The organism is Annamia dubia NIES-4383 (assembly GCF_055394725.1).
Window position 1 is genome coordinate 2,578,090 of record NZ_AP025630.1, and the last position, 21,645, is coordinate 2,599,734.

Sequence of the window (21,645 nt, forward strand, 5' to 3'; positions counted from 1 at the left end):
TTTAATTTAAAATGGATAATAAGAGAAAAGACCGTAAATAGGGAGAAATAAGCTCCCTATATAAAAAATTTTTCTAATGGCAATAATCTAAAGTAGATTAGAGAAATTACCCAATCGGAGCAATTCCAAAAATGATAATTTTGTCTAACTTAACAAGAAGCAGGATAACACTTATTTTGAGGAGCAACTATATCCGAAAAAGGATTAGCATCAGCACCACCACGAGTTGCTCTTAATAACATAGAATGATCATCTCCATCAATTAAAGTCATTAAAGCTTCTTCTAACATCATAGCGTGATGATCATTTCCTAATGTTTGATAGCCTGTTTGTGCTTGTTGTGCTAATTTTCCGGCTTGAAATTCATTTCCTAAGATTAAATTAACTCCGGCTAAACCTGCTTGAGCATTGGCTAATACTTCTAAATTATTATCAGTTTGGGCTAATTCTATTGCTTTATAATAGCTTTCTTCTGCTAAAGAATTAAGGCCGGTTTCTGCATAAAGATCCCCTAACATTTGATAAACTAAAGCTGTTTGTGTTCCTTCAGAAACTAATTTTTCTAAAGTAGCGATCGCATCAGCATTGAGATTAGTTTGATCATATAAATTAGCTAAAGCAATAACTTTATTTTCTGAGGTTAAATCACTATTATTGATCTTAGCTGATTCTGTTTCAACTGAGTTAATTACATCATTATTTGCTAAAAAGAAAGCAAAACTTTTACCTTGATCATCATCAGAAGAAGTGGCATTATCTGCTTCTACAGTCACTAAGTAAAAAGTGTCAGGTTCTAAGGCTTGTTCTCCATCATAAAAGGTTTCTGTACCATTAACTTCTTTAGTCCAATTTAAGCCATTTTCCCCTTGTAAGGTAACTCTATAAATGTTAGCGCCTTCTACTTGATTCCAACGAATGGGAAATTGACTATTAGCTAAACCAGTAAAACGAGGGGTTATGACATAAGGGATCGAGGCATTATCTCCACCTGCATTAAATTCAAAGGGATTATCTTGAGCTTTGGTAAGATTAGGGAAAACAAGTAAACTTGCCACTGCTGTTAAAACCGTTCCCGTAAGCCAATTGACTTTTTTCATAGTTAAGTTCCTTGAATTATGAATAAATTTTTTGACAATAATTAAGTTGCTTTTTTCACAAAAAAAAACTGAAAAACGAGGCTATTTTTTTTGATTGAAAAACAATTTGGCAATTTTAGTAAATTAGACTTGAGCTTATTATAGTCTAACTTTCTACAACTTAAATCTAAATCAGGATTAAGATTTGTTATATAATCTATGTTAATATTTATTAAATAAAATTAAGGTATAAGTTTAAATTTATGGGAATCAATCTCCAACAGGCTTTTGAAGTGGGAAAATACCTAGTCATGCAAAGATTAAAAGGAAATAAACGGTTTCCTTTAGTCTTAATGTTAGAGCCTTTATTTCGTTGTAACTTAGCTTGTCCGGGTTGTGGTAAAATTCAACATCCAACGGATATTTTAGTGCAAAATTTAACCCCCGAACAATGTTTTAAAGCGGTTGAAGAATGTGGCGCTCCTGTGGTATCTATTCCGGGAGGTGAACCTTTATTACATCCCCAAATAGATCAAATTGTCAAGGGTTTAATTGAACGTAAAAAATTTATTTATTTATGTACTAATGGCATTTTATTAGAAAAAAGTTTACATAAATTTGAGCCTTCTCCCTATTTAACTTTTAGTGTACACTTAGATGGTTTACAGGAAGAACATGATCAGGCGGTCGATCGCAAGGGAGTATTTGAGATTGCCGTCAAAGCGATTAAAGCGGCCAAGGCTAAAGGTTTTCGTGTTACCACTAATACCACGATTTTTGATGGTGCTGATCCCCAAGAGGTGCAAAAATTCTTTGATTTTCTGGAAAACTTAGGGGTTGATGGGATGATGGTATCCCCCGGCTATAGTTATGAATGGGCCCCTGATCAGGAGCATTTCTTAAAGAGAGAACAAACTAAAGCCCTATTTCGGGAAATTTTAGCACCCCATCGCGCAGGGAAGAAAAAATGGAATTTTAATCATAATCCTCTCTTTCTTGACTTTTTAATCGGGGAAAAAGATTATGAATGTACCCCTTGGGGCAGTCCCAGTTATAGTGTTTTAGGATGGCAAAAACCTTGTTATCTGTTAAATGAAGGTCATTATCAGACTTTTCAAGAATTATTAGATCAAACCGATTGGTCAAAATATGGCCATAAAAGTGGAAATCCCAAATGTGCAGATTGTATGGTTCACTGTGGTTATGAGCCTACGGCGGCCGTAGATGCGATGGAATTACCTAATATTTTGAATACGGTTTTAAGATTATAAAACATAGTGGACACTTTGAGCCTTTCCCTTTCAAAGTCGGGCTTAAAATCAATTTCTTAGTCGGTTTTAACCGACTTTTTATATTGGTTAGGAAATTGATTATGATTAACTGGCCGATCATTACAATTATCGTTTCTAATGATCCTGATTAATCTCATTTAAAGACTCCATTAATTTATGGCCTAAGTTAGTTACGGCCGGATTTTTCATCAGTTGAGACAGTAAAGAGATAGCACTGGTAGCCATAACCAACTTCGTTGCTTCCCCCGTCTCTTGCCCATTTTGACCACCTGCGACAATTATCGGATTATTGCCTAAAATTCCGGGTTGGGGTGCTAAAGCCTCCATCACTTCAGGTAATACTGTGATTAATTGCCCCATATATTGTTCTGCTAATTGAATTGTAATCGCTTTAGTTGAGAGTGTATTCTGAGCATCAATCATTGCTTTTTCACCTTCGGCTTTTTTCAAGGCTTCTTCTAACTGAGCGGCCGCTTTAATTTTCAGAGCCTCGGCTTTTTCATTAGCAATTACTTTTTCCACTTGAGCCTCTAATTGTTTCTGTTCTAAATCACCTTTTTTCGCAATTAAAGCAGTTTCTTTATTTTTTTGAGCCATAATTAAAGCTATTTCTTTTTGACGAGTTTCTTCTCCCGTTTTAATAGCCGTTTCTTTTTGTACCTCTGCGATCGCCACTTCTTTTTGTTTAATAATTAATGCTTTTTCAGCCTCCGCTAACTCTTGATTTTTTTCTCGGATCGCCACCTCCTTAACAATTTCTGCCTGTTGAATTGCCAATTGTTGTTCAATTTCCTTCTCTTTTAAAGTTTGTTGACTCGCAATTTGTTGAGTTTTAAATTCTTGATCTTTTAAAGTAATTGCAATATGACGATCAAATTCAGCTTCTTGAATTGCCTGTTGTTGATGAATTTCTTTCTCCTTAATTAACTGTTCACTAATTAATTTTCCCTCATGAATTTCTTGCGCTTTTTGCACTTTAATTAACTCTTGTTTAGCCTGTTCCGTCTCCTTAATTTCTAAAACTTGACGAGCATTTTCCGCCGTTAATTGTTCCACCGCTAAAGTATTTTGTAACTCTTTTTCTGTTAACATTCTTTGCGCGGCTAACTGTTTTTCCGTTTCCGTTAAACGTAATTCTGCGATCTGAGTTTGAGTTTCTTGGCGCACTTGTTCAAGTTCTTTTAAATTTTTTTGCACAATAGACTCCCTCGTTACAACTGCTTGAGAATCTAAATAATTTTTCTCATCATAATCATTTAATTCATCAATATTTGTAATAGCAATATTTAACAATTCTAAGCCAAATCTTTCAAGATCAACCTTAACTTTTTCCCGTAAATAATTAGTCACATTTTCCACTTTACTTTGTAATTCTCCTAAATTACTTTGAGCCGCCGCATCCCTTAAATGACCCTCTAAAATATCATTAACCCTTGTTTTAATTTCATTTTCACCTACTGCAATTTCCTGATCGCCACGTTTCCCCGCACCCAGCAACATGGCCGCATTCAAAATACTTTTTTCTTCAGGAAAAACCCGCACTTGTAAACTACCATTAAAAATTGCTTTTAATAAATCTTTAGTTCTTAACGGTTTTTCCCTTGTGCTACCTCTGGTAATAGGTACGGTCACTTGATTTAATGAGACAACCGTAATAGTTTCAAAGCCCGGAAAAAATAAAGTAGCCCTTGTAATTACCTGTTTATTTCTAACAGGCCCAGAGATAACAAAAGCCTCATTAGTATTACAAACTCGGTAAAACTTAGCAAATAAAATATAAGTAAAAACAATTACAAGAACTAAACCCCCTGCTAAAATACCCACAGGGATTAACCAACTAAAATTAGTATTAGAATTAAATTGAGCTAAAATTAGTTTATTTTCAGCAATTTCGATTACTTGATCTTGATTATTTTTGTTTAATTGATCTTTTAACTGTGCTAAAAAATTAAGTTCAAATTTAGGATCCATAGCTAACCTCTATTTACAATCAAACACTAAAATATTATTTAATTTTTAGTTCTAGGTTAGACTATTAATCAAAAAAGATTGAAAAATATAAGAAATTTTTAATGATTATGTTAATAAAATTTAATAAATCATTTAATATTTAAAATGTATAGGCTTTGGTGAATCAATAGTTAAAAATAATTTGTCAAATTTTCACCATCAACGAGGAAAAATTTAGATAACTTTAGAGCCATTTTTTTGATTGAACGAGCGCACTTTTCCAAGGGGTTTATTCCCTAATAAAAATAATAGAGACGTAAAATTTTACGTCTCTATAAAATTACTAGATTTTGAATCTTTATCGAGATTTATTCGATAAAATTGGTTTGCTACTAGATAAAGATTTACGCATAGGTTTACGGCTTCCACCGCTACCCGCATAAGGCTTACGACTACCGCCGTCTCCACCTTTACTGGGCTTGGGTATACCTGTTTTTGACAATTGTACTTGGGGTACTTCCCAATCGCTTTGCATCCATGATGGACAATTTTGATCATACATCATCTGTAAAGCCGCCGCTGCGATCGCTTGGGGATCATATTCTGAGCTTAACTCCCTCACAATCGGCAGAAAAGAGGCCATTCTTTCACCAGCTAAAGCTTCTTTAATCTTATCTTCTAGTTTAGTCAGGCGTTGACCTTCCACTTCCGCACGGTTAGGAACTTGGCAGATATTCAACTGTTGACGTAAACGGCGTTCAATCTGGCTTAACATCCGGCGATCGATTGGTTGTACTAGCGCGATCGCAGTACCTTCTTTCCCAGCCCGACCAGTCCGGCCGATGCGGTGAATATAGGTTTCCGTATTATCAGGCAAATCATAGTTGATCACATGGGACAAATGTTCCACATCTAAACCACGCGCCGCAATATCCGTGGCCACAATCATGTGGATTTTACCCTCACGAAAGCGTTGTACAAGGCGTTCCCGTTGAATTTGGCTCAAATTGCCATGATATTCGTCCACACTTTGGCCGGCTTCCTGTAACTGTGCCGTCACCTCAGAAGCGGTTTTTTTCGTGCGCACAAAAATAATCGCTGACTGGGGATTTTCCATCTCTAAAATCGGTAATAAAACCTTAGTTTTAGACCAGCCACGAGGCACAAAATAAACATTTTGCGTAATACGGGCAGGGGCGGCCTTAGGTTGCTCCACCGTCACATTGACCGGATCATTTAAAAATTGTTTGACCAGATCACGGATTTGACGGGGCATGGTAGCGGAAAAACAAGCGGTTTGACGATCATCAGGAGATTGGGATAAAATCTGTTTTACATCGTCAATAAAGCCCATACTGAGCATTTCATCCGCTTCATCTAAAACCGCCCATTTGGTATGGTCAAGATTTAATTTTTTCCGTTCTAAGAGGTCAATCACTCGCCCCGGAGTACCCACCACAATGTGAACACCCTTTTGTAAACTACGAATTTGACGATCCATAGATTGACCTCCACAGACCGTTAACACATAAAGACGACGATTGCCACTAAAATCTTCAATAGCTTGGGCAACTTGTTGAGCTAATTCCCTTGTGGGACTCAGAATCAAAGCCTGTACATTCTTATTATCAGGATCAATTTGTTCTAAAATGGGTAAGGAAAAAGCGGCCGTTTTACCCGTCCCTGTTTGGGATTGGGCTACAATATCGCGCCCTTGTAACATTTCAGGAATTGCCTGAGTTTGAATGTGAGTAGGCGCACTAAAACCTAAAGATTCTAATTGCTCAACAAATTGTTCAGATAATCCTAAGCTTTGAAAAGTAATGGTCATAAGAGATTGATTTGATTTAGTTTTAATAATTTTGGTTGTTTGTTATTGGTTATTCGTTATTGATTATTCGTGATTAACGGATTTTTAAACTAATCAAAAACAAACAATAACTCATTGTTTGAACCTTGGTCACTGGTCACTGGTCACTGTTAACTGTATACTGTTTCGCCATAGAGGTCATAAACATCTGTAGCGGTGATTTTCACAGGAACAATAGAACCTAAATGTGCCTCCCCTCTCACATAAACCACACCATCCACCTCTGGTGCAAATCTGGGGGATCGACCAATTAATTCCCCCGTTTGGGGATTTTCTTGTTCGATCAGTACGTCAACAATTTGACCGAGATTTTGTTTGTTTTTGCGTTCAGAAATTGGCTGTTGAATAGCCATTAAACGCTCTAAGCGTTCATTTTTCAGTTCCTGTGGGACTTGATGGGGAAGACTGTAGGAAGGAGTTTCCACTTCAGGAGAAAAGGTGAAAACCCCCACATGGTCAAATTCGTGGCGTTTGACAAATTCAACTAAATGCTCAAAATGTTCATTGGTTTCCCCCGGAAAACCAACGATAAAAGTTGTTCTCAAGGTAGCGTTAGGAATGGCATTTTTAATATTTTCAATGATTTGATCATTAACTCGCCCCTGCCAAGGCCGTTTCATTGCCCTTAAAATTTCAGGGTGGGAATGTTGCAATGGTAAATCAAGATAGGGTAAAACATTAGGAGTTTCTTGAATCGCTTGAATTACTTTAGGAGTCAGGCCAGTAGGATAGGCATAATGAATACGAATCCAAGGAATATCAACTCGCCCTAAAGCCCTAATTAATTCAGCTAATTTAGGTTCACCATAGAGATCAACCCCGTAATTAGTCGTAATCTGAGAAATTAAAATGAGTTCTTGAACACCTTGATCGGCTAATTGTTGAGCTTCTGCCACAATTGATTCTATTGTACGGGATCTTTGCTTTCCGCGCAACTGGGGAATAATACAAAAAGCACAATTATAATCACAACCTTCTGCTACCCTTAAATAGGCCACCCCTTCGGTGGTAGTACGATAACGAGGGATTAACTCATCGGCTATATAATTAGGTTCAGGAGAAACTTCTTTAACAATTTCCCCCTGTTCTACACGCTCAATAATATCTACAATTTTATGATAATCTCCCGTGCCAACTAAAGCAACAGCTTCGGGTAATTCTTCTAATAATTGTTCCTGAAAATGTTGTGCCATGCAACCAGAAATTACAATTTTTTTATTGTTTTCTGCTAACTCAACTAAGGTGCGCACTGACTCCTCTCTGGCTTCTTGAATAAAACTACAAGTATTAACAATCACATAATCAGCTAATTCTTCATTAGAATCAACTTGGTATCCTGCTTCGGCCAGAAGACCGATCATGTGTTCTGAGTCTATGCGGTTTTTTTCACAACCAAGATGAGAAATGGCGATAGTTGGCTTGTTGCCCATATTGTAAGTATTAAGGATGATTTAAGTAAGCTAAAAATTTAAACAACTGTTAAGTTATTTTAACTTATTAAGGGCTAATTTGGTTAATTTTTAATTTTTGATGATTTTCAATTTATTATCAATAATTATTTTTATCTTATCCATCTAAAAATAAAATGTTAAACTTGATTTATGTACATCTGTAGATTATGATTACTTTACTTTGCAATCTTTATCAAAATTAGAAAAAGGTCAATGATCATGGCAAAAGCACCTTTAGCTCCGGTCTCTCCGGTGGTGCTAGTCATCTTAGATGGCTGGGGTTATCGAGAAAATACACAGGCAAATGCGATCGCTCTTGCGAATACGCCCATTATGGATACTTTCTGGCAAATGTATCCAAAAACTTTAATTAATACTTCAGGCAATGATGTGGGTTTACCTGAAGGCCAAATGGGCAACTCAGAGGTAGGGCATCTTAATCTTGGAGCAGGGCGTGTTGTTCCTCAAGAGTTAGTGCGTATTAGTAACGCTGTTAAACATCAATCTATTTTTCACAATCCTGCCTTAGTCAAAATTTGTCAAGAAGTACGCTCTCGTCAGAAAAAATTACATTTTGTTGGTCTTTGTTCCGATGGAGGAGTCCATTCCCATCTTGATCATTTATTTGGTTTACTTGATCTGGCTCAATATCACGGGCTGGAAGATGTTTGTCTCCATGTGATTACCGATGGCCGAGATACTAATACCAATGAAGGAATTAATGTGATCACGGCTATTGAAGAACAAATTAAGAAAAAACAAATCGGCAGGATCGCTACTCTTTGCGGCCGTTATTATGCAATGGATCGGGATCGCCGTTGGGATCGGGTTAAAATGGCATACGATATGATGACCAAAAAAGGTGCAAAAGATGGTCGCACGGCTTTAGATGTAATCCAAGATTTTTATAATCAAGAACAACCTATTACTGATGAGTTTATTCTTCCCACTAAAATTACTGAAGATGTGGTGGAATCTGGTGATGGTATTATTTTCTTTAATTTTCGACCCGATCGAGCCAGAGAGTTAACCAGTGCCTTTGTTAGTCCTGATTTTAATGGTTTTGAAAGAGAAAAAATTGACCCCCTAAGTTTTGTCACTTTTACCCAGTATGATGCCACTTTACCCGTAGATGTGGCTTTTGAAGCTCAAAATTTAACTAATATTTTAGGGGAAATTATTGCTAAACAAGGTTTAAAACAATTACGCACCGCCGAAACTGAAAAATATCCCCATGTCACTTACTTTTTTAATGGCGGTTTAGAAGAACCTTTTGAGGGTGAAGATCGCATTTTAATTCAAAGTCCGATGGTGTCTACTTATGATAAAGCCCCGGCCATGTCGGCCGTTGAAGTCACAGATAAGGCTTGTGCGGCCATTGAAAAAGGGGTTTATTCTTTAGTGGTGATCAACTATGCAAATCCTGATATGGTAGGCCATACGGGAATCATGAAAGCGGCCGTTCAGGCGATCGAAACGGTGGATAGTTGTTTAGGCCGTTTATCGGAAACCGTTTTAAAAATGGGTGGAACAATGTTGATCACAGCCGATCATGGTAACGCTGAATATATGAGCGATGAAGACGGAAACCCTTGGACGGCACATACCACCAATCCAGTACCATTTATTTTAATCGAAGGGGAAGGCTTAAAAATCCCAGGTTATGGTACAAACGTAGAATTAATACAGGGCGGTTGTTTAGCGGATATTGCCCCAACTATTTTAGAAATTCTCAATATTCCCCAACCCCTTGAAATGACAGGCCGTTCACTAATTAAACCTTATCCTGTCAAAATTAACGCCAATCGCACACCTGTGAAAGTTTCCTTGTAAAATAAACTTAAAATTATTAACTATTGTTCAAATTATGAATATTACTCAACTTGTTTCAATTATTTGGTCGGTGGCCGGAGCTTTTTTAGTGGTTTTAGTCTTGCTCCATAGTCCAAAAGGTGACGGGATCGGGGGGATCGGCGGCCAAGCTCAATTATTTACCAGTGCTAAAACGGCGGAAAAAACCCTCAATCGTGTGACTTGGGGTACAAGTATTGTTTTTCTGGCTTTAACGATCATTTTAGCCGCAGGATGGCTTTAATCAGTGAACAGTGATCAGTGATCAGTTAATAGTAAACTTCTTGCTGAAGTCAAGTAATAAGTAATAAGTAAATAAGTGGAAGAATTGATGAAAACAATATCCAAAAACGAATAAAAAATAACAAAAATTTTAATTTTGAAAATAAAAAAATTTTTTATTTTTATCACTTTTATTATAATGACTGTTGCTTTAATTGTAGTTTTAAAAATACCTCAATTACAAGCTCAGTCAATTGATCCTCGTTTCCCTGATTTACAAATTCATACTTTACCTTTTGAGTTAGAACAGTGGCAAGATTTAGACCATAATGGGGATTATTTTGAGCAGATTGAAACAACCCCTTTTGGTTATTTAATTTGGTCAAATTTTCCCGTGAAAATTTATGTAGATCATCCGATCGAGCCTGATCCAAATATTGCCGAAGATCAGCGTTTTTTGCAATGGGAAGAAATAGTAAAAAATGGCATCCAAGACTGGGAAAATTATTTCCCTTTAGTTATTACGCAAAATCCAATCGAAGCAGATATTTTAATTGAAAGAAAATCTCCCCCCCTGCGTAGAGAAGTTGATCCTCAAACAGGGCGTTTAGTCAGAAGTAGAGCCAGAAGCGCCCAAACTAATTATGAATTTTATCTCAGTTCGGATTCAATTCCAATTTTACGTCACCGCATGAAAATTATGATCAGTCCGGGCAAAAATCCAGAGGCGACTTTAAGTGCCTCACGTCATGAGTTTGGCCACGCTTTAGGTATTTGGGGACATAGTAACTCAGAAAATGATGTGATGTATTATGCTCAAGTAAGAGATTATCCTCCTATTTCCTCAAGAGATTTGAATACTTTAAAGAAAATTTATCAACAATCAACTCGTTTAGGTTGGCCATTAAAAATTGATAATTATTAAACTTTAATCTGTTTTAGCTGATTAATATTTTCACTCGGCACTTTATGATGTATGATCATAATTAGCTTTTAATTATTTTTGCAATGACTACTAACTCTAGTTCAGAATTTGTCGCATTATGTCAGGCTCAAGTACAGTTATTAACTAAGAGTTTAAAGGCCGCTTGGACAGTTGTTTATTTAACAGAAGATTTTTGGCAAAATCGCCCTGAAACTTTAACGCCCGTTGTTGTCTATCCCCCTCAGATTGGGACTAATGCCCTATTTTTTCCCACAACAAAAGATCATTCTTTGTTATTATCTGGTGATGACTCTTTTGAGCAAAATAATTATATTGAAATTGATCATCATGATCATCATAATTCAGAGTTTAAAACTAATCTTAAAAAATTAAGAGATTTTCAAGAAAAAAAACAATTTATGTCACCTTTAATATATCAAGATTCGGTGATGGGATTATTAATTACAGGTAGAAATGATCGAGATTGGAATGATTTTGAAATTGAACAAATCCAAAATATTGCTGATACTTTGGCCATCGCTTGTTTTTTAGATCAGCGTCAAAATTGGTATGAAAAACAATTAATTAATCATCAAAATTTAACTTTAAAACAACAGGATCAATTAGATAATTTATTACATCAATTAAAAAATCCCATTACGGCTTTAAGAACTTTTAGTAAACTGTTATTAAAAAGATTTTTACCAGATAATTCTAATTATAATATTGCGGAAGGTATTTTACAAGAAAGTAACCGTTTACAGGATTTAATCGCTAATTTTCAGGCAGGAATTAGGGAAAAATCACCTTTAATTTTAGCTTTACCTTCTGAAGAAAAATCTTTAAGCACTTCTTTTTTATTAACAGGTAATCACTTAAAAATTGAAAGTCTTTTCTTAGTAGAAATTCTACAATCTTTAATGTTAACTTTTCGGACGATCGCACAGGAAAAAGAGATTAATTTTCAAGATAATGTAAGTATAATCAAAGGAAAATTAAAACCGATCAAAGGTAATTTACAAGGGTTAAAAGAAATTTTAAGTAATTTAATAGATAATGCCTTAAAATATACACCAAATCAGGGATCAATTTATCTTGAATTAGGTTTAACTAAAATATTAGAAAATCAAACTTATCAAGGTATAGCAATAAATGATAATGGTTATGGAATACCGCCCGAAGATTTAAAACATTTATTTGAGCGTCATTATCGAGGAGAAAAAGCGAAGGGAGATATTCCGGGGACGGGGATTGGGCTAAATATTGTAAAAGAATTAATAGAACAAATGGGTGGTAAAATTGAGATTTATAGTCCTAATTTATATTTTAAATTAGGTGATTTTCATGGCACAACTGTGATAATTTGGTTACAGGAAAATTAATTTTAAGATTGTTCAATAATGTTAATTTCTTCCTCAGTTAAACCATAAAGTTGATAAACTAATAGATCTATTTGTTTCTCAGTTGCTTTAATTTGTGTTTGGATCATTTTTCTACCTGTGGGAATAGTTTGTTCATTTAATTTTGGATATAAAGCTAACATTTGATCTACAAGTCTAATCATTTTTAAATAATTTTCATTTTGATTAAGATTAGATATTTCAGGATAAATGATCGGAAGTTGGGCAAGATGCCCTCTTTTAACTTCTGCTAAAGCTTCACCTTTTTCGGGATTAATTACATTTTGATAAACCCAATTTAATAGTTTTGAATTGAGTAAACCTAAGAAATATTTTAAATCTAAATTATCAAATTCTGGTTTTAAAATAATCGTATAAAGATTATTTCTTACGATAAATTGTTGTTGATCTAAAGTAGCAATTAAAGAATCTCCAGTTTGACGAATTACTATTTTAACAGGAGCATCATAACTAGCAGAATAACGGGGTTCTGCTAACCAATCTCCAAAACTAATCCAATAATTATGCTCCCATTTTATTTGATATTTATTAATTAAACTTCCTCTTAATAATGGTCTAAATGTTTGGTCTTTTTTAAGAGTAGCAATAAAAGGTTTTTTATTAACAATTTGTCTCGTTTGACGTGGTTTTCCTTTGCCCACTTGAAAAGGTTTACAACCTAAAGTTATTTTTAAACCTAATTCTAATTTAGGTAGTTGATTGAGTTTATCAATAATCGTAGAATATTGGGGTTTTGTTAAAATATTAACAGGTTTTCCTTCATCAGAAACCCAAGTTTTTTGAGCAATAAAATATTCTTCATTTTGTTGATCTTTATCAATTAAATTAATTTTAATTTGATGATCTGCAGTTAAAGGTAATTTATCAATAATTACGATTTGAGTATCTACCGTAACTTTAGGAAAAACTGGATAATGATAATTAACAATATTTTGAATTTGGGTTTGACTAAACAGATAATTTCTAATTTTATTAGAGCGTAAATTTAATAGCCATGTATTAGGAATAATCATCCCAAATTTACCTTTATTTTTTAAATTTATTTTAATAAATTTCTCCAGAAAAATAATATAACTATCTAATTGATAATCTTGTAATTCATAAATTTGATTAATATAATCAATTTGTTCACTAGATAAAAAAGCACCGTAGGGAGGATTACCAATAATAACATCAAAACCGCCCTTTTTCATAACATGAGGAAAACCGTCTTCCCAATCAAAAACATTTATCCGATACATTTCATCTTCATCTAATAAATCTAATTGAATATTGTTATAATAATCAGAAGAAATTAAGGAATTTCCTGATAAAATATTTTTGTCTAAATCAGGTAATGCTCTTTCTTTAAAAAGTTGTAATTGTTTAGTAATTCTTTCGCCAGATTCTCCTTCTAATACCTTTAATAATAAAGATAATTTTGTCGTTTCAACTGCTTGTTGATCTATGTCAACTCCATAAATATGTGCCAATAAAATTCGTTTTTTCTCAACAGAAGTTAAGGCGTATTTATCCCCCATTGTTTGATAAATTTTATCTTTATATTTTTTCTTATTTTGCTCATATTGTGCTAAATACCAATCTAATAAAAATTGATAAGCTACAATTAAAAATGAGCCACTCCCACAGGAAGGATCAAGAATAGTTAAATCTTTAATTTCTTCAGGTTTTTTATTTTCTAATAGTTTACCAATGGTATTTTCAATAATATAATCAACAATGTAGCTAGGAGTATAATAAACCCCTCCCGCTTTTCTAACTTCTGGTTTTTCTTCAACTATCACTTGACGTGATAAAGATAAATTAATAATTTTGCCTAAAAATTGTTCATAAACTTGTCCTAAAATTTCTACTGGAATTACTGAAAATTCATAAGGGCTTTCAGGATAATAAAGTTTTTTAATAATCTCTCTTAAGGGATAATCTTCAATCTTTAAATTTAAGGTAAAATCATCATAACTTTCCCTTCCTTTTTCACTTTGAAAATGAAATAAACCGGAATTATAACGATAATCAGCATTGATAAATAATCGCCCTAATTCTTGATAGATATTCTCTAATTTTAAGAGGTTAAATAATTGTTCATAGGGTTCAATTCCCCGATCTTCACAAATTCTTAAAAAGATAATTCGGTTAATCGTTATTTGTACCGCAAAATTTAATTCTCTAGCTTTAAGTTTGGGGTTAACTAAAACTAAATTAGTGGCTAAATTAAAGCGCCATGTTTCAATTTCTGCTAAAAAGGCTTGATCTACGGAAATTTCACCTTTAATTTTGCTTTCTAATAATTTTTCTAAACTACCTTTTAAAACCGCTTCTTTGGAAAATAAATGATAAATTTCTGTCCATTTTTCCACATATTCTGTATACTTATAAAATTTAATTCTGGCTATATTTGCCCGATCATTTTTATGGGGCATAATGCGACAATCATAGACAGCAAATTCTTCAAAATCTGTTAAAATACTAATGGGTAATTGCGCCGACCATCCATAACGTCTTAATTGAAAAGATGCACTAATATTCGTATCAATTTTAACCGCAGGTTTCTTGGCTTCCACAAAAAATTTTCTCACTCCCCCTATTCTAAAACTATAGTCAGGGGCTTTAGTTTTTTGATTATTACTAATTTTTAATCTTTCTTCTAATACCACATCTCGATATACTTCAGGCACTTGATTTTTATTACTAAGATCCCACCCTAAAGCCTCAAACAATGGATCAATAAATTGATTTCTCGTTTGAGTTTCATTAAAATTACTAGAACGATATAATTCTAATTCTTGATTAAATTGTTTAACAAGTTCAATAATTTGAGTTGGTACTTTCATAAAATTAATTTAGATTAATAAAATCGAATTAAAATAATGATTAAATCAAGCCTATTTAACTTTACCAAAACGCCGATCTCTTTCTTGATAATTTAATAAGGCTTGATGAAATTCTTGACGATTAAAATTAGGCCATAATGTGGAAGTTACATAAATTTCTGTATAGGCCATTTGCCATAATAAAAAATTACTAATTCTCATTTCTCCACTGGTACGAATTAATAAATCGGGGGCAATTATTCCGGCTGTATAGAGATGATTTTCAAATAATTTTTCATCTATTTCTTCTACTTTAATTAATCCTTTTTTTACTTCCGAGGCGATCGAGCTACAAGCATGGAGAATTTCCTGTCTACCGCCGTAATTTGCGGCAAGATTAAATTTCACACCTTGATTATTTTTCGTTGCTTCCATCCCTTTTTTGATTTCAGTTTGTAAAGATCGAGGTAACTGAGTTAAATCCCCAATAAATCGAATACAAATATTATCCGCCATTAATTCTTCCAATTCTCGTATTAAAACTCGTTCAAATAAAGTCATTAAAAATTCTACTTCTGGCTTTGGCCTGCCCCAATTTTCAGTGGAAAAAGCGTAGGCCGTTAAGGTAGAAATGCCCCAATCTTTACAGCATTGCAATAAATCTTTTAATACATCTACCCCTTTTTGATGCCCAAAAATACGAGGTTTACCTTGATTTTTCGCCCAACGTCCATTTCCATCCATAATCACGGCTACATGACGTGGTAAACGTAGAGGATCTAAATCTAAAGGAAGTTCTTTTAATGAATTAATTTTTGACATCATATTCAACAATTGACAGTGTACAATGACCTCTATTTAAAAGTAGAGAATTGAGAAAAAAAATATACCATAAACAATACAATATTCGATAAATTGTATTTTGATCATTATTTTTTATCTTGTGAATTTAAGGGGGATTTTTTTAACAAACGTTGACTAAATTTTTGCCCGACTAAGCCAATTTTACGACTCCAACGACTAATATTTGAGCCAACTACCTCCCTTTCAACTATATTGGCTAATTTAGCAGATAATAGTTCTTTTAATTTACTACTGGTTAAAGGACGATTCAAATTTCCTTTTTCGGCCAAAGAAATTGAGCCTGTTTCTTCTGATACTACCACGCAAATACAATTACTAATTCTTTCCGTTACCCCCATGGCCGCCCTGTGTCTTGTGCCTAGTTGACGGGAAGCTGTGCGATCGGATAGGGGTAAAATTACACCGGCCGAAATTAAACGTGATCCCCGAATGAACACCGCCCCATCATGTAACAGTGTGGTAGTTTGGAAAATGGTCTGTAATAATTCTTTTGACACTTCAGCATCGAGAAACACCCCCGGCACTGAAAAATCCTTTTCATCTATTGATCCTACTGTTTCAATCACAATTAAAGCCCCTGTACGATTTTGGGATAATTCTTTGATTGCGTCTACAATTTCATCAATTACATTATCAGATTGATCGGTTGTTCTTTTTGAGGATTGAAATAATGCTTGGATCTCTCCCCTTCCCAACTTCTCTAAAAAATGACGTAGTTGGGATTGAAATGTGACGGCGATCGCCACGGCCGCCCCTAAAACTAATTTTTCTAAGACAAAACTTAAGAGAATTAATTTAAAATAATTGCTAATTAAAGTAAAAACAATTAAAACAACTAATCCCCTAACCATCCACAAAATCCTTCTTTCACCAATTATTAAAAATAACAAATAAGTTAAAAGAAGCACTAAAATAAAATCAATAAGGGTTAGGGAATGATTCGATAACCAGCGTAAATTCAACAAAGATAGTGAATAATTAATAATTAATAATTAATAATGGATAATTAATAATAGATAATTGAGAAAGAATGACCAATGACTAATGACCGATGATCAATGACTAATAATTAATGATGTAAAAGTCTATGGGGTAACAAGTCTTGACGGATCAAATCTTGATAAGTTTCTCTTTGTAAAATTAAATTAGCTTCACCTTCATTCACTAAAATGGCCGCCGGCCGTGGCAAACGATTATAATTAGAAGCCATACTATAGTTATAAGCCCCTGTGGCCATCACCACCAAAATATCACCTGTTTCTGTTTCAGGTAATAAGGCATCTTTGATCACAATATCCCCAGACTCACAATGTTTACCCGCTACCGTCACCTTTTGATCTAAAGGCGCTGACATCCGGTTAGCGATCAAAGTACGGTAAACTGATTGATAGGTAATCGGCCGGGGATTATCAGACATTCCTCCATCAACGGAAATATAGGTGCGAATGTCTGGTACAATTTTACTACTGCCAATGGTATAAGCCGTAAGACAAGAAGATCCCACTAAAGATCGGCCGGGTTCTGCTAATAGTTTGGGTAAGGAAATATTATGTCCTTGACAAGCCTTAATCACCGCATTACAAGCCGCTTTTACCCATTCATCAATACTCGGTGGATCATCATTTTCGGTGTAACAAATGCCTAAACCGCCCCCAATATTTAACTGTTCGATTGATAAACCGTAATTTTCGGCCTTTACCATCCAGTCTACTAACACTTCCCCTAAGTCTTGATGGGGTTGACGTTCAAATATTTGTGAGCCAATGTGAGCATGAAGCCCAATACATTTTAAATTAGAAGTTTGGGAAACAAAAGTAAATACTTGATCGATCTCGTTGGGATCAAAGCCAAATTTACTATCTAAGTGACCAGTACGGATATACTCATGGGTATGACATTCAATTCCGGGGGTTAAACGTAACATAATGGAAATGAGTTTTTCTCTGGTTTTACCCATTTCTCTGAGCATTTCTAACTCTAACCAGTTATCCACAATAATGGTACAATCATGATCGATCGCAAGTTCTAATTCAGATAAAGATTTATTATTGCCATGTAAATAGATTAAATCGCCTTTAACACCTGCTTGAATAGTGGTGTAAAGTTCCCCACCTGAAACCACATCAAAGCCTAGGCCTTCACTAGCCACGATCGCACAGATACCTAAACAACTCCAAGCTTTAGAAGCATAAATAACTTGAGAGGGGGCAGGATAATATTTTTTAAAAGCGTCTCGATATTGTTGACAAGTGGTGCGCAGGGTAAACTCATCCACAATATATAAAGGAGATCCAAATCTTTCCACTAGGGTGGTAATATCACAACCGCCTATTTCTAAATGATCTTGATCGTTAACTTTAGCAGTTAGAGGTAATAAATGTTGATTAGGAGATAAAGGTTGACCTGTTTGTTTGGGTAAATATTTAAGACCAGAGTTAATTGTGCTGTCTTTTTCGATAGTTAACATAATTAGTTACAACTTAAAGATAGGATTTTTTTATATAAACTTTAGATTATACCAAACTATCTATCAATTAATCAACCATAAAATTGATCGAGGGAAATGAAAATAATAAAAATTTATTACCTTAAACCCTGAAGGGTTAGGCTATCTAAACAAAGTCTGCCTACACAGACTTTACTTTTGTAGCATCAGGCTTTAGACTTATTGTTTTTTAATATCATTAGTATTTAAAACATTAGTCCATTCTTTAGTTAAAGTAACAAGATCAGAAGGAATCATAATAACTGTAGTAGTATTATTTTCTGCGCCAATTTCTGTTAACATTTGTAATCTTCTCAACTCTAAAGCGGCCGGATTATTCATAATTAATTGCGAAGCTTGAGATAATTTTAAAGATGCTTCTTGTTCAGCTTCTGCTTTAATTAAACGAGCGCGTTTTTCCCTTATCGCTTCAGCTTCTTTGGCCATTGCTCTTTGCATTGCATGGGGAATTTCTACATCTTTAATTTCAACTCTTTCAATACAAATGCCCCAAGGTTCTGTAATTTCATCTACAATTTCTTGGACTTTAAAATTAATTTTATCTCGATTTTGTAGAATATCATCAAGAATATTTTGCCCTACAACATTGCGCAAAGTTGTCATGGCTGACTGATAAACAGCCATTTGATAATTTTCAACTTTATTAATAGCTTTAGATGATTCATTTTCTAATATTCGATAGAAAAGTACGGCATTAACATTTATCGTAACACTATCGGCCGTTACCGCCTCCTGTGGGGGAATATCAACGGTTTTTGTGCGCACATCTACCTGTACTTTTTGATCAATTCCCGGACAGATCCAATAAAGCCCCGGCCCTTTAACTTTTTGAAATCTTCCTAAACGAAAAATGATCCCTCTTTCATATTCTCGATCAACTTTTAAACCGTTAAGAAAGACAATAAAAGCAATAATAAAACTAATTACATAACCTTCCATAATATTAATTTTCCCTTAATTTAAGTTAATTATTTGTTTGTTATTAGTTATTGGTTATTCGTGATAATTTGTAAAATTAAGCTGTTAAACATTTAAAATAAAGATTTGTGGAACAGGCTTCTAGCCTGTTGCCAATATCAATTAATCCCCAATGAAACAGGCAAGATGCCTGTTCCACATTAATCAATTGAACTAAGAATTGTATTTTATCCTCAAATTTGTAACAAATAATCAATAACTAATCAATAAAATCTAATATTTGATGAGCTAATTCTAATTTACTACAATTATTAATTGTTTTTTGTATTTCTTTAGAATTAATTAAGATTGCTTCATTGGTATCACTGCCAAAACCGGCCTTATCCTTATCCACTGGATTAGCTACAATCAAATCTAAATTTTTTCGCCTTAATTTATCTAAAGCCGGAGTAATAATATTACCCGTTTGTGCCGCAAATCCGATTAATTTTTGATGTTCTTGTTTGATTTGTCCCAACTTGGCCGCAATATCTGTGACCGGAGTTAGTTTTAAATTCTCATTAATTTCACTTTTAGGCAGTTTATAATCGGTATAATTAGCTGGTTTAAAATCAGCGATCGCCGCCGCCATAATGATCCAATCAGCAAAATTAACTTCTTCAAAAATTGCTTTTTCCATCTCTAAAGCCGTTGGTGCGGTAATAGTTTTGATCTGACTTAAACTATTAAGAGAACTGGTATCAATTCCTGTGTGAATAAAAGTAACAGAAGCCCCACGATGTAAGGATGCAAGGGCTAAAGCTAACCCCATTTTTCCCGTAGAAGGATTACCAATAAAACGCACCGGATCCATATATTCTTTAGTGCCACCGGCCGTAATTAATAAATGTTTTCCTTCTAAATCTTGTTTACCTTTTGTATAAATTAAAGATTGAACTGTTAAGATAATTTCTTGTGCTTCTGCCATTCTCCCCGCCCCCATGCGATCACAAGCGAGTAAACCTTCACTGGTATTTAAACAATAAAAACGGGCTAATTTTTGGATTTTTTGCCAATTATTGTTAACCGTTTCTTGCTCCCACATATCCGTATTCATGGCAGGTGCAAGGATGATTGGACATCGAGAAGCTAAAACGGTATTTGTTAATAAATTATCAGCTAAACCATAAACTAATTTACCCAAAGTATTAGCGGTTAAAGGAGCAATTACCATCAAATCAGCCCATTCTCCCAACTCAATATGGAGAGGGCGAGAATGGTTAGCATTCCAAAAATCTTGATCCGTATAAGCCTGATGACGAGCTAAAGTAGAAAAAGTTAAAGGCTTAATAAATTGTTGGGCAGTTTCCGTTAGAATAACCCTAACTTCTATGCCTGTTTGGAAAAGTTTAGAAACTACCTCACAAACTTTATAAGATGCAATTCCTCCTCCAATTCCAATTAATACTTTTGGTTTCATTTTTATTAGTTATTGATGATAAAAGATTGAAGATTTAAGATTACTTTACGAATAACAAATAACCAATTTATTATTCCTCATCGTAGGCTTCAATATCTAAAAGATAACGATAAGGCTCAACTAACTCCGGTTTTTGGAAGGCGATCGCGCGTAAAAGATGCCAGTCTTGAAGAGCCTCAAAAGGAGTATTATAATCATCAGACTCCAAACGACTGGCTAAAGAAGCAATATCTTGTTGAGTTAATTGAGCAATTTCCTCTTGAGTTAAAGTTAAAATAGTCATTAATAATTCTCCTTAAATAGCGTCAGTCTAATTTTATAATAATTGAGGCTATTTGATGAAATGAAAAAGTAAATGATAGGATTAGTATTAAGTGAAAATTAAATTGTTTATGCCAAAAGTTTCAACATGAAATTTAAGAGCAGATTTAACATCAGCTAAGGCTTCTTCATAACTATCACCTTCCCCAATAACTACTCCTTGTATGCCGATCGGATAGGCAATATAACCATCTGAATGTTTTTCCACAATGATTTTAATATCTTTCATCATAGTTTGATTTTCCTAAATTTTGATTGATTTTAGACAGTTAATTTTATTTTATCACTTAATTTAAAAGTAATCTGATTTTTCTTAATTTCATAATATGATCTCTGATTAAAAAATAACTTTTTAAAATTATTATATATTAACTTTAATGGTGGGCAATCATTAAATTTATTAATTAGATACAAAATTTAAAATATATGCTATAATCTCATCAAAAAGTATTTTGTTAACAATATGAAAGAACATAAAAATACGATTAATGCTATTATTCGTTCAGGTGAACAGAAAGGTTATGTGGCAGAATGTTTAAACCTTAATGTTGTTACTCAAGGCTTAACATTAGATGAAACTATTAACAATCTAAAACAAGCAGTAGCTTTACATCTTGAAGATGAAGATTTAACTGAATTTGGTTTTAGAGAAAATCCATCTCTTTTTATCAAAAATTATTAACTTTAAGGGTGGGCAATCATTAAAGTT

18 protein-coding genes are annotated in these 21,645 nt (G+C 34.0%); 6 read left to right on the plus strand and 12 right to left on the minus strand.

What is annotated here, in order from left to right; translation table 11 throughout:
• Positions 1–149: 149 nt before the first annotated feature.
• Positions 150–1,097: a hypothetical protein gene (locus Anndu_RS11625; protein ID WP_464101358.1), complete on the minus strand. Its 948-nt coding sequence runs from the start codon at positions 1,095–1,097 to the stop codon at positions 150–152.
• A 242-nt stretch (positions 1,098–1,339) separates the two neighbouring features.
• Between Anndu_RS11625 and hpnH the strand changes: the two genes are divergently transcribed.
• A complete protein-coding gene (hpnH, locus tag Anndu_RS11630; protein ID WP_464101359.1) occupies positions 1,340–2,347 on the plus strand; it encodes an adenosyl-hopene transferase HpnH in 1,008 nt (335 codons plus the stop codon).
• A 135-nt stretch (positions 2,348–2,482) separates the two neighbouring features.
• Here hpnH and Anndu_RS11635 read toward each other — a convergent pair whose 3' ends face one another.
• The 3 genes from Anndu_RS11635 to rimO form a co-directional block, all read right to left on the minus strand.
• Positions 2,483–4,339 (minus strand): SPFH domain-containing protein, encoded by a 1,857-nt coding sequence (locus Anndu_RS11635; protein WP_464101360.1) that lies wholly within the window; start codon positions 4,337–4,339, stop codon positions 2,483–2,485.
• A gap of 337 nt (positions 4,340–4,676) precedes the next feature.
• Positions 4,677–6,149 carry a DEAD/DEAH box helicase gene (locus Anndu_RS11640; protein ID WP_464101361.1) on the minus strand — a complete coding sequence of 491 codons (1,473 nt, stop codon included), beginning with the start codon at positions 6,147–6,149 and terminating at the stop codon, positions 4,677–4,679.
• Positions 6,150–6,298: 149 nt separating this feature from the next.
• Entirely contained in the window at positions 6,299–7,618 is a 1,320-nt protein-coding gene (gene rimO / locus Anndu_RS11645) for a 30S ribosomal protein S12 methylthiotransferase RimO (RefSeq protein ID WP_464101362.1), read from the minus strand.
• Positions 7,619–7,858: 240 nt separating this feature from the next.
• Between rimO and gpmI the strand changes: the two genes are divergently transcribed.
• The 4 genes from gpmI (at position 7,859) to Anndu_RS11665 (ending at position 12,019) form a co-directional block, all read left to right on the plus strand.
• Positions 7,859–9,472: a 2,3-bisphosphoglycerate-independent phosphoglycerate mutase gene (gene gpmI, locus Anndu_RS11650; protein ID WP_464101363.1), complete on the plus strand. Its 1,614-nt coding sequence runs from the start codon at positions 7,859–7,861 to the stop codon at positions 9,470–9,472.
• A 34-nt stretch (positions 9,473–9,506) separates the two neighbouring features.
• The gene (gene secG / locus Anndu_RS11655; protein WP_464101364.1) at positions 9,507–9,734 is read left to right on the plus strand and encodes a preprotein translocase subunit SecG; all 228 of its coding nucleotides are present in this window, start codon (positions 9,507–9,509) and stop codon (positions 9,732–9,734) included.
• Between the two features lie 177 nt (positions 9,735–9,911).
• The gene (locus tag Anndu_RS11660) at positions 9,912–10,637 is read left to right on the plus strand and encodes a peptidase (RefSeq protein ID WP_464101365.1); all 726 of its coding nucleotides are present in this window, start codon (positions 9,912–9,914) and stop codon (positions 10,635–10,637) included.
• A gap of 83 nt (positions 10,638–10,720) precedes the next feature.
• Entirely contained in the window at positions 10,721–12,019 is a 1,299-nt protein-coding gene (locus Anndu_RS11665) for a GAF domain-containing sensor histidine kinase (protein WP_464101366.1), read from the plus strand.
• A gap of 2 nt (positions 12,020–12,021) precedes the next feature.
• Here Anndu_RS11665 and Anndu_RS11670 read toward each other — a convergent pair whose 3' ends face one another.
• From Anndu_RS11670 to Anndu_RS11705, 8 genes are all read right to left on the minus strand, one after another.
• A complete protein-coding gene (locus Anndu_RS11670; protein WP_464101367.1) occupies positions 12,022–14,889 on the minus strand; it encodes an Eco57I restriction-modification methylase domain-containing protein in 2,868 nt (955 codons plus the stop codon).
• 51 nt (positions 14,890–14,940) lie between these two features.
• Complete coding sequence (gene uppS, locus Anndu_RS11675; protein WP_464104083.1) at positions 14,941–15,690, minus strand: polyprenyl diphosphate synthase; 750 nt, start codon at positions 15,688–15,690, stop codon at positions 14,941–14,943.
• 107 nt (positions 15,691–15,797) lie between these two features.
• Positions 15,798–16,715 carry a diadenylate cyclase CdaA gene (cdaA, locus tag Anndu_RS11680; protein WP_464104084.1) on the minus strand — a complete coding sequence of 306 codons (918 nt, stop codon included), beginning with the start codon at positions 16,713–16,715 and terminating at the stop codon, positions 15,798–15,800.
• An 86-nt stretch (positions 16,716–16,801) separates the two neighbouring features.
• Positions 16,802–18,199: a diaminopimelate decarboxylase gene (gene lysA, locus Anndu_RS11685; protein WP_464101368.1), complete on the minus strand. Its 1,398-nt coding sequence runs from the start codon at positions 18,197–18,199 to the stop codon at positions 16,802–16,804.
• A gap of 198 nt (positions 18,200–18,397) precedes the next feature.
• Positions 18,398–19,177: a slipin family protein gene (locus Anndu_RS11690; protein ID WP_464101369.1), complete on the minus strand. Its 780-nt coding sequence runs from the start codon at positions 19,175–19,177 to the stop codon at positions 18,398–18,400.
• Between the two features lie 238 nt (positions 19,178–19,415).
• Positions 19,416–20,615 carry a bifunctional phosphopantothenoylcysteine decarboxylase/phosphopantothenate--cysteine ligase CoaBC gene (gene coaBC, locus Anndu_RS11695; protein ID WP_464101370.1) on the minus strand — a complete coding sequence of 400 codons (1,200 nt, stop codon included), beginning with the start codon at positions 20,613–20,615 and terminating at the stop codon, positions 19,416–19,418.
• A 70-nt stretch (positions 20,616–20,685) separates the two neighbouring features.
• Positions 20,686–20,898, minus strand: coding sequence for a protein IsiD (gene isiD / locus Anndu_RS11700; RefSeq protein ID WP_464101371.1), 213 nt, complete (start codon positions 20,896–20,898; stop codon positions 20,686–20,688).
• Between the two features lie 87 nt (positions 20,899–20,985).
• Positions 20,986–21,165 (minus strand): type II toxin-antitoxin system HicB family antitoxin, encoded by a 180-nt coding sequence (locus tag Anndu_RS11705; protein WP_464104085.1) that lies wholly within the window; start codon positions 21,163–21,165, stop codon positions 20,986–20,988.
• A gap of 234 nt (positions 21,166–21,399) precedes the next feature.
• Here Anndu_RS11705 and Anndu_RS11710 point away from each other — a divergent pair, with 234 nt between their 5' ends.
• Positions 21,400–21,618: a type II toxin-antitoxin system HicB family antitoxin gene (locus Anndu_RS11710; RefSeq protein ID WP_464101372.1), complete on the plus strand. Its 219-nt coding sequence runs from the start codon at positions 21,400–21,402 to the stop codon at positions 21,616–21,618.
• Positions 21,619–21,645: the final 27 nt, after the last annotated feature.

Excerpts from the sequence above, each read along its gene's own strand:
- gpmI (WP_464101363.1), top strand. The coding sequence starts at position 7,859 with ATGGCAAAAGCACCTTTAGCTCCGGTCTCTCCGGTGGTGCTAGTCATC.
- Anndu_RS11635 (WP_464101360.1), bottom strand. The coding sequence starts at position 4,339 with ATGGATCCTAAATTTGAACTTAATTTTTTAGCACAGTTAAAAGATCAA.
- coaBC (WP_464101370.1), bottom strand. The coding sequence starts at position 20,615 with ATGAAACCAAAAGTATTAATTGGAATTGGAGGAGGAATTGCATCTTAT.
- isiD (WP_464101371.1), bottom strand. The coding sequence starts at position 20,898 with ATGACTATTTTAACTTTAACTCAAGAGGAAATTGCTCAATTAACTCAA.
- Anndu_RS11665 (WP_464101366.1), top strand. The coding sequence starts at position 10,721 with ATGACTACTAACTCTAGTTCAGAATTTGTCGCATTATGTCAGGCTCAA.
- secG (WP_464101364.1), top strand. The coding sequence starts at position 9,507 with ATGAATATTACTCAACTTGTTTCAATTATTTGGTCGGTGGCCGGAGCT.
- uppS (WP_464104083.1), bottom strand. The coding sequence starts at position 15,690 with ATGTCAAAAATTAATTCATTAAAAGAACTTCCTTTAGATTTAGATCCT.
- Anndu_RS11640 (WP_464101361.1), bottom strand. The coding sequence starts at position 6,149 with ATGACCATTACTTTTCAAAGCTTAGGATTATCTGAACAATTTGTTGAG.
- hpnH (WP_464101359.1), top strand. The coding sequence starts at position 1,340 with ATGGGAATCAATCTCCAACAGGCTTTTGAAGTGGGAAAATACCTAGTC.
- rimO (WP_464101362.1), bottom strand. The coding sequence starts at position 7,618 with ATGGGCAACAAGCCAACTATCGCCATTTCTCATCTTGGTTGTGAAAAA.
- Anndu_RS11660 (WP_464101365.1), top strand. The coding sequence starts at position 9,912 with ATGACTGTTGCTTTAATTGTAGTTTTAAAAATACCTCAATTACAAGCT.
- lysA (WP_464101368.1), bottom strand. The coding sequence starts at position 18,199 with ATGTTAACTATCGAAAAAGACAGCACAATTAACTCTGGTCTTAAATAT.
- Anndu_RS11670 (WP_464101367.1), bottom strand. The coding sequence starts at position 14,889 with ATGAAAGTACCAACTCAAATTATTGAACTTGTTAAACAATTTAATCAA.
- Anndu_RS11625 (WP_464101358.1), bottom strand. The coding sequence starts at position 1,097 with ATGAAAAAAGTCAATTGGCTTACGGGAACGGTTTTAACAGCAGTGGCA.
- Anndu_RS11710 (WP_464101372.1), top strand. The coding sequence starts at position 21,400 with ATGAAAGAACATAAAAATACGATTAATGCTATTATTCGTTCAGGTGAA.
- Anndu_RS11705 (WP_464104085.1), bottom strand. The coding sequence starts at position 21,165 with ATGAAAGATATTAAAATCATTGTGGAAAAACATTCAGATGGTTATATT.
- Anndu_RS11690 (WP_464101369.1), bottom strand. The coding sequence starts at position 19,177 with ATGGAAGGTTATGTAATTAGTTTTATTATTGCTTTTATTGTCTTTCTT.